Origin of the sequence: Mycobacterium sp., assembly GCF_049281135.1 — a bacterium.
Lineage (GTDB): Bacteria > Actinomycetota > Actinomycetes > Mycobacteriales > Mycobacteriaceae > Mycobacterium.
Genome location: NZ_JBAPRN010000057.1, coordinates 1 through 7,865, shown reverse-complemented (window position 1 = coordinate 7,865; position 7,865 = coordinate 1). Strand labels below are relative to the sequence as shown.

Below are 7,865 nucleotides of genomic sequence, written 5' to 3'. Positions count from 1 at the left end.
TGGTAGACCAGCGCGGGATCGACATCGGCGGCGCGCGCCACCGCGCGCAAAGTCGTTCCAGCCCAGCTGTGCTCGGCGAACTCGACCCGGGCGGCCGCCACAATTCGCGCCGCCAGCACTCCACGTTCATCTCGCGGACCCGGTGTTATCGACTTCTTCGGCATGAGTTTCATCATAGCGTGAATTTCATCTTGCGTTGAGACTAGTTTCAACGTAGCGTGAGACTCGTCTTTGATCGACCTCGCAAAGGAACTCACAATGAGCAACACTCAGCACCCCGATGTGATCGTCATCGGCGCCGGACCCGTCGGATTGCTCGCCGGTTGCGAACTCGCCCGCCGTGGCGTCGCAGTACGGGTGATCGACAAGCTGGTGCAACCCACCGATCAGTCCCGCGCGATCGCGGTGCATGCCCGCAGCTTGGACATGTTCGACCGGATGGGCATCGTCGACGAGATGCTGGGCAGCGGCGTCAAGGCGATCGCGATGCAGATGCATGCCGGAGGCCGCGACCTGTTCCGTGTGCCGTTCAGCGAGGTCGACAGCGCGTTCCCGTTCACCTTGACCACCGCACAGACCGAGACGGAGCGGGTGCTCAACGAACGCCTGCAGTCATTGGGCGTCACGGTCGAACGCGGCGTCGAACTGATCGAACTCACCCAGGACGACGACGGCGTGCATCTCACCCTGCAGAAGGGCGGTCCAAGCGAGCGGGCCACCGCCTCCTGGGTGATCGGAGCCGACGGCGCACACAGCGCGACGCGAAAGCTGGTCGGCACCAAGCTTGCTGGTTCGTTCGCCGGTGAACGCTTCCTGCTCGGCGACGTCGACGCCGAGCACTCGTTGAACCGCGACGACATGCACACCTTCTTCTCCCCGGAGGGCCCGGTGGTGGTGCTCGCGATGCGCGAAGGCCGGATGCGCTTTCTCGCCGAGTTGCATGACGCGCCCGGTACCCCCCTCAATTTGAACCCGACCCAGGACGAGTTGCAGGCAATCCTTGATCGCCGGATCGGCGGCATCCGGGTACTGCATTCACACTGGCTGACCAGTTTCGAGATTCGGCACGCGCGTGTTCCGGCCTACCGCTGGGGTCGGGTCTTCCTGGCCGGCGACGCCGCCCACATCCACAGTCCGGCCGGGGGTCAGGGCATGAACACCGGCATGCAGGACGCCTTCAATCTGGCTTGGAAGCTGTCCGCGGTAGTCAAAGGCGATGCCGGTGACACGCTATTGAACAGCTATCAGGCCGAGCGCGCCCCGATCGCAGACGGCGTCCTCAAGTTCACCGACCGGCTGACCAAAGCCGGCACGCTTTCGGGCGTGCCGCGACGGGTCCGCGATGTGGTGGTGCAACTCCTGTCCCGAGTTCCCGTGGTGCGCAAGACCATGGCGGCGACCGTTGAGGAAGTCAACGTCGGATACCCGCGCAGCCCGATCGCGGTGGGCCGACCTCCCAAGTACGCCAAAGTCGCTGCCGGCCAGCATGTTCCGCATGTGGCCGACGAGTTCGTACAGAAGCAACTCCGTGCCGCGTGCGCGGCGCAGACGCCAAACCACATCGTGCTCACCGTTGCCGACAGACAGGTGGCACCGGCCGCCGGCGACGGGCAGGTGCAGGTACTGGTGACAAGCGAAGAGACTCCAGTCGCCGGCTACAGCGCCGTCGTCGCTGATCCGAAAGGTGTTGTGGGAAAACGCCTTGGACTCAAGAACGGCGGGCGCGTGGCCATCCGGCCCGATGGCTACATTGGAGCCATCGCTGCCCTCGACGACACGACCACCATCGCCGACTACTTCGCAAAGATCAGGAGCTGAACACCATGTACACCTACGACATCGACACCGCGGCCATGTTCGAGGACCGCACACATCAGTTCGAGAAGTTCGGCATCCCGCTCAACGAGATCCAGGCCGTCCAGGCCGCCACCACGGACATGTGGGCCGACGCACCGGGCGGCTGGGTGTACGAGTGGTCTCGGCTTGCCGAGAAGTACGCCGAGCACGGCGACCACTACATGGCGTCGTTGGTCTACGGCTGCGCCAAATTTCCCTGCCTGACCGATCCGGCCCGGGTAACGGCCATGCAGCACCAGCTCGAGCAATTCGAGTTAGCTGCCAAGGATTTCCCGGTTGCCTTCGAGCGCCGCATCATCAAGGTCCCCTACGGCGGCGGCAGCGTCGAAGTACCCGTCCACCTGTACTCCGCCGACGGCGACTACGCGGGTCGGCCGGTGCTGATCGCCAGCGGCGGAGTGGACACCTGGAAGATGGACATTCACCCGTGGTGGGTGGGATTCACTCAGGGCGCCGCGGTGACCACCCTGGCCTTCGACCACCCGGGCACCGGGGAAACCGTAACCCCACTCGACGGGCACGCCGACGAGGTGATCGGTGGGCTCGCCGACTACGCGCGCACTCTCGGGAGCGGCAAGGTCGCTCACTTCGGAGTGTCATTCGGGGGCAACTTCTCCGCGATGTCGGGGTTGTCCGGCGCCGTCGACGCCGCCGTTGACCTCGGTGGCCCGGTCGTCGGGGCCTTCAAAGCCGAGAACGTGGGGAACCTGCCCTACGGGATGCACGACATCTTGGGAAACGCCATGCACTGGGATCACTCCCCCACGCTCGACGAACTCAGGACCGGCCTCGGACAGCTGAACCGACAGCAACTCCTTGCTCAGCGACGTAATTCGGCGATGCTGGTGGTCAACGGCGCCGACGATTACTTCGTCCCGCAGTCGGACACCCTGGTCTTCCAAGGCCGCCCGAACACCGATGTGCACCTCATCGAGGGCACCGGCCACTGCGCAATGAGCAAGGCACCCGAGGTCGTGCCGCAAATCATCCGGTGGCTGGCCGCGCAAGTCGCCCTATAGCACAAGCGAGGCACCGACTCGCCGCTGTCCTGCGAAGATGCACGGCCCGATGTCCTTGCCCTAGACTGCATCTCGATCAGATAGGAGTTTCCGGGTGCGGGCAGTTGAAGCGCCCAGCACCCGGGCTTTGCGGGGCTGGCAGCGGCGAGCCTTGGTGCGTTATCTGACCGCCAAACCACGTGACTTTCTGCTGGTCGCCACTCCCGGTGCGGGCAAGACCGCGTTTGCCCTGCGCATCGCCGGCGAGTTGCTGGCCGACCGCACCATCCAGGCGATCACCGTGGTGGTGCCCACCGAACATCTCAAGGTGCAGTGGGCCGAGACGGCTGCCGCCGACGGGATCGCGCTGGATCCGAAGTTCACCAACGCCGCGGCACACACGTCGGCGGAGTACCACGGCGTGGTCGTCACCTATGCACAGGTGGCCAGCCATCCGACCCGTCACCGGGTGCGCACCGAAGGCAGACGGACGCTGGTCATCTTCGATGAGATCCACCACGGCGGCGACGCCAAGAGTTGGGGCGACGCGATCCTGGAAGCATTCGGCGATGCCACACACCGATTGGCGTTGACCGGCACGCCGTTTCGCAGCGACGATGCCGCGATTCCGTTCGTCCGGTACGAGCCCGACGCCGGCGGCCTGCTGCGGTCGCAGGCCGATCACACCTACGGCTACACCGACGCACTCGCCGACGGCGTAGTGCGCCCGGTGGTGTTCCTGGCCTATTCCGGAGAGACCCGGTGGCGCGACAGCGCGGGTGCGGAGTACTCCGCCCGGCTCGGCGAGCCGACCACCGCCGAGCACACCGCCCGGGCCTGGCGCACCGCGTTGGATCCGGCCGGTGAATGGATGCCCGCGGTCGTCACCGCGGCCGATACCCGGCTGCGACAACTGCGGGCCGGCGGCGTTCCGGACGCCGGCGGGATGGTGATCGCGTCGGACCAGCAAGCCGCCCGGGCTTACGCCGTTCTGCTGCAACGGATTACCGACGAGGAACCGACCGTCGTCCTATCCGACGACCCCGGCGCTTCGCGGCGTATCGCGCAGTTCTCTGCGGGCTCCAACCGCTGGCTGGTCGCGGTGCGCATGGTGTCGGAGGGTGTCGACGTGCCACGACTGGCGGTCGGCGTGTATGCCACCAGCGCCTCCACGCCGCTGTTCTTCGCACAGGCGATCGGCCGATTCGTCCGCTCCCGGCGGCCCGGTGAAATCGCCAGCGTATTCCTGCCTTCGGTGCCGACACTTCTGCTGCTGGCCAGTGAGTTGGAGGCACAGCGCAATCATGTTCTCGGACAGCCGGATCGGGAGACCGACGAGCTGGCCGAGGCGCAACGTCGTCAGGACGAGCCGTCCGAGATCGAGAACAGTTTCGAGTCGCTGGGCGCCGACGCCGAACTCGACCAGGTCATCTTCGATGGCTCGTCGTTCGGCACCGCGACTCCCGCCGGCAGCGACGAAGAGGCCGACTATCTCGGCATCCCAGGGCTTCTGGATCCCGGGCAGATGCGCGACCTGCTGCGCCGCCACCAGGAACAGCAGTTCGACCGTCGCGCCGCCACGCCGGAGCCAGTCACCCGGCACGGGCAGCTGCGTGATCTCCGTCGCGAACTCAATGCATTGGTGACAGCGGCGCACTATCGAATTGGCAAGCCGCACGGTTGGATTCACAACGAACTGCGCCGTCTCTGCGGCGGCCCACCGGTGGCCGCGGCCACCAGCGAACAGCTTGCCGCCCGCATCGAGGCGGTGCGCAGGCTGAGCGCTTAGCCGAGGACCTAGCGGACCGCCCAGATACTGTCGGCCACCCACGGCGACGCCTCGGCCGCGAGCGCCCACACCAGATCTTCCGGGACGTCGATCAACGGATAGCGCTTGACGCCCGCGGCGGTGGCCGCCACCAAGGTCGCGACCTTGGCCCGGCGCTGGAACGGCGATTGCCGCACGGTCCAGCTGATAATGCCCGCGGTCGCGAGGCAGTCGCGGCGTCGTTCCACGCTGCCGGCCCGGATCACCAGCCAGCCATTGTGAACCCGGTGCCCGAGTGCGTTCACCCGGTCGGCGGCCAGCAACGCGCACCACGCCGTGACCGCGATCCAGGCCGGCCACCCCCACACGGGCACAACGGATTTCCCGGCAAGCACGCTCACCAGCGCCAGCGCGATACCGATCAATGCCGGAAGTCCCAACGCTCGTGTCCAGCGTCGGATCGCTGCCCGGCGGCCGTGACTGCGCAGCGGCCCCGTGACGACATCCCGATCACCGACCAACCCGATCAGCACCGATTCGCCCACGGACACCGGGCACGGCGGCAGTAGCACCGACGCCTCACCGGCGCCGTGCACACCGGTCATCACCGCGTCCAGGCGGGCGCCGCCGAACAGGCGCACCAACAAAGGTTGCCGCAGCGTTCCGCCACGCAGCCTGCTCATGTCGTAGGTGCGCTCACGAAGACGCAACAGGCCGTGCCGCAGATGCAGAACGTCCGCCTGACGCAGCAGAACCAAGTTTCCGTAGGTGAGCAGCGACCTCAGCACCGCGAGTAGCACCGAAGCCAGCAGAATCACCCCGCCGACAACCTCGACGGTGCTCGCCGTCCCCAACCGCTGGGCAGCGGCAAGCGCTGTCTCGACCGGTCGCGAATGCTGCAGCGGCCCAACGAATCCGCTCTCATACACCACACCGGCGGCGGCGGCCAGCGACAGTAGGCCGGAGACACTCAACGGCGAATACCGCAGCCATGACGGCTGCCAGCGAGCCAGCACCGCGCCGTCCGCCGAGGGCTCAGCGGTCGGCGCATCGGCGTGCTGCGCCGAGTCGGCCAGCAGAATCGCCCGCAGCCGGGGTACCTCGCCGGCCAGGACGGCGTTCAGCTCGAAGACTCCGGCCCCGCCCTCACCCCTGGCTTCTTGGCCGGTGTTCACTCGTACCACGGCCAGGCCCATCAGGCGATGCAACAACCGCGCATCGCTCTGCACCGAACGAATCCGGTTGAGCGGCACCGACAGTACTTTCCGTTGCAAGAGGCCGGCCCGCAGTTGCAGTTGGCCCGACCGCGGGTCGGCGTCGATGCGGTAACTGGTGGTGTACCAGCGCGCCACGCCGATCACGACGGTGTACGCCAACACGGCCACTGTCCAGGACTGGTTGCCGGTGGTCGAACCCAGCACGATCGCGCCGATCAGCCATGGGAGTTCGCGCAGTAGTTCGTGGACCGGGTGAACCAGCAGCATCCTGGGACTCAGCCGCTGCCAGGCGATTTGAGGCGGCCCGGCGGCCGTGGTCACGTAGCGTCCCCGGCGCCGATCGCTGCGATGTCGGTCAATTGCGCAACGACGTGGTCAGCGACGTCTACGTCGAGCGCGACGATGTGCACCGCACCCGCCGAGGAGGCGGTGGTGACGGTGACATTGGCCAGGCCGAACAACTGGTCCAACGGGCCACGGTAGGTGTCGACGGTCTGTACCCGCGAGATCGGCGCTATGCGCCTTTCCTGGACCAGCCATCCGGTGCGGGTGTACACCGCCTGCGGGCCAATCTCCCATCGGTGCACTCGATATCGCCACATCGGCACGACGGCCAGCGAGATCACCGCGCCGAGCACGGTGCCGACGCCGAGCAGGATGTGCAGCCACGGCATTCGCTTGTCGAATTCGAACCACACCGCTTGACCGGCGGCCACCAGCAGCCACGGAATGACGCCGCCGATCGCCCATCGCAGCGGCGCACGCCTGCTGGGCGGATGGGCGGGATCGACCATGCCTGCGACCGGCGGGCCAGGGGTGCGGTTGTCCACGTCATCGAGGATGCCACCGACGTGATAGCGGATTGCACCGACACGTCGGCACCGAGAATGTGAATGAGTATGGTTTTCTCCGATGAGTTCCAACGGCAAATGGACCATGGGCGACATACCGGATCAGCGGGGCCGGGTCGCCGTTGTCACCGGTGCAAATACCGGCCTCGGCTACCACACGGCGGCCGCGCTGGCCCAGGCCGGCGCCCACGTCGTCTTGGCGGTGCGCGATCTGGAGAAGGGCAACCTCGCGCTGGCACGCATCGTCGCGGCCTGCCCGGAGGCCGACGTCACGCTGCAGGAACTCGATCTCAGCTCGCTGGCCTCGGTGCGCGCCGCGGCCGCGACGCTGCGCAAGACCTACCTGCGCATCGACCTGCTGATCAACAACGCCGGGGTGATGTGGACTCCCAAGCAGCTCACCGCCGACGGGTTTGAAATGCAGTTCGGCACCAACCATCTGGGCCATTTCGCGCTGACCGGGTTATTGCTGGACAACCTGCTGCCGGTGCGGGGCTCGCGGGTGGTGACCGTCAGCAGCACGGCCCACCGGCTCCGCGCCGCGATCCACTTCGACGATCTGCAATGGGAACACGGCTACGACCGGTATGCCGCCTACGGGCAGTCCAAACTGGCCAACCTGCTGTTCACCTACGAGCTGCAGCGCCGGTTGGCGGGCGACCGGAAGAACACCATCGCCGTCGCCGCCCATCCCGGCGCGTCCAGCACCGAGCTGAACCGCAACGTGCCGACGCTGATGAAACCGCTGTTCGCGGTGGCAGGCGGCCTGCTCTTCCAGGGCGCGGCGATGGGCGCCCTGCCCACGTTGCGGGCCGCCACCGACCCGGACGTCGAGGGCGAGCAGTACTACGGCCCCGACGGCCTGGGTGAGCAACGAGGACATCCCAAGCTGGTGTCCTCGAGCGCGCAGTCGCACGACGAAGACCTGCAACACCGGCTGTGGACGGTCTCCGAAGAATTGACCGGCGTCACGTATCCGGTCTGACGGCCGCCGCGGCTCCGTAAGATAACCGCGTGGCTCGACGTCCCCGCTCGACCGACGGAAACCCGACGGTCAGCCCGCAACATCTGCTGTCGCTGGTGCGCTCGACCGTTCCGCCGGTCCACCCGGCCGGGCTCCCGTTCATTTCCGCGGGGTTGGGTCTGGCGCTGATCGGCCGCCGCTCCCGTTGGC

Annotated in this window: 7 protein-coding genes and 1 pseudogene; 5 read left to right on the top strand and 3 right to left on the bottom strand. The window is 66.9% G+C overall.

All coding sequences use genetic code 11. The features are described 5' to 3' along the window. On the bottom strand, positions 1-164 hold a 164-nt coding region (locus WAN02_RS02410), incomplete at its 3' end, for a TetR family transcriptional regulator (RefSeq protein ID WP_422262501.1). 94 nt (positions 165-258) lie between these two features. Here WAN02_RS02410 and WAN02_RS02405 point away from each other — a divergent pair. The 3 genes from WAN02_RS02405 to WAN02_RS02395 all read left to right on the top strand — a co-directional run bounded on the left by WAN02_RS02405 (position 259) and on the right by WAN02_RS02395 (position 4,644). Continuing rightward, positions 259-1,818, top strand: coding sequence for an FAD-dependent monooxygenase (locus WAN02_RS02405; RefSeq protein ID WP_422262495.1), 1,560 nt, complete (start codon positions 259-261; stop codon positions 1,816-1,818). 5 nt (positions 1,819-1,823) lie between these two features. Further along, on the top strand, positions 1,824-2,876 hold the full coding sequence (locus WAN02_RS02400) for an alpha/beta hydrolase (RefSeq protein WP_422262493.1): 1,053 nt from the start codon (positions 1,824-1,826) through the stop codon (positions 2,874-2,876). Between the two features lie 94 nt (positions 2,877-2,970). After that, entirely contained in the window at positions 2,971-4,644 is a 1,674-nt protein-coding gene (locus tag WAN02_RS02395; protein ID WP_422262491.1) for a DEAD/DEAH box helicase, read from the top strand. An 8-nt stretch (positions 4,645-4,652) separates the two neighbouring features. Here the strand turns inward: WAN02_RS02395 and WAN02_RS02390 are convergent, their stop codons facing one another. Next, positions 4,653-6,107 (bottom strand): PH domain-containing protein, encoded by a 1,455-nt coding sequence (locus tag WAN02_RS02390; RefSeq protein WP_422262499.1) that lies wholly within the window; start codon positions 6,105-6,107, stop codon positions 4,653-4,655. 50 nt (positions 6,108-6,157) lie between these two features. Next, positions 6,158-6,634 (bottom strand): PH domain-containing protein, encoded by a 477-nt coding sequence (locus WAN02_RS02385; protein WP_422262497.1) that lies wholly within the window; start codon positions 6,632-6,634, stop codon positions 6,158-6,160. 118 nt (positions 6,635-6,752) lie between these two features. Here WAN02_RS02385 and WAN02_RS02380 point away from each other — a divergent pair, with 118 nt between their 5' ends. Both WAN02_RS02380 and WAN02_RS02375 read left to right on the top strand, forming a co-directional pair. Next, positions 6,753-7,676 (top strand): SDR family NAD(P)-dependent oxidoreductase, encoded by a 924-nt coding sequence (locus WAN02_RS02380; protein ID WP_422262489.1) that lies wholly within the window; start codon positions 6,753-6,755, stop codon positions 7,674-7,676. A 29-nt stretch (positions 7,677-7,705) separates the two neighbouring features. Further along, a pseudogene (locus tag WAN02_RS02375) lies at positions 7,706-7,865 on the top strand (phosphatidylserine decarboxylase family protein); the annotation flags it as partial.